We start from the raw sequence: 524 nt of genomic DNA on the forward strand, positions 1-524 counted from the left end.
TCGACCGGCAAGCCGAAAGGGGCGGGCAACCGCCACTCGGCGCTGGTCAACCGCCTGTGCTGGATGCAGCAGGCTTACGGGCTGGACGGCAGCGACACGGTGTTGCAGAAGACCCCGTTCAGCTTCGACGTCTCGGTGTGGGAGTTCTTCTGGCCACTGATGAGCGGTGCCCGTCTGGCCGTGGCCGGCCCGGGCGACCACCGCGATCCGTCGCGCCTGGTGGAGCTGATCAACCAGCACCAGGTCAGCACGCTGCACTTCGTGCCGTCGATGCTGCAGGTGTTCCTGCAGGATGAGCAGGTGGCCAGTTGCAGCAGCCTCAAGCGCATCGTCTGCAGTGGCGAAGCCTTGCAGGTGGATGCCCAGCAAGGCGTGTTCGCCAAGCTGCCGAACGCCGGCCTGTTCAACCTGTACGGCCCGACCGAAGCGGCCATCGACGTGACCCACTGGACCTGCCGCGACGAAGGTCGCGACACGGTGCCGATCGGCCAGCCGATCGCCAACCTGGCGACCTACGTGCTGGA

At 66.6% G+C, this 524-nt stretch carries 1 protein-coding gene; it reads left to right on the top strand.

Annotated features, from left to right (window positions below; translation table 11 throughout):
- The coding region (locus tag E3U47_RS24820; RefSeq protein ID WP_167659539.1) for an AMP-binding protein at nucleotides 1-524 on the top strand (524 nt) is incomplete at both ends.

The organism is Pseudomonas sp. RIT623, from assembly GCF_004519305.1.
Classification (GTDB): domain Bacteria; phylum Pseudomonadota; class Gammaproteobacteria; order Pseudomonadales; family Pseudomonadaceae; genus Aquipseudomonas.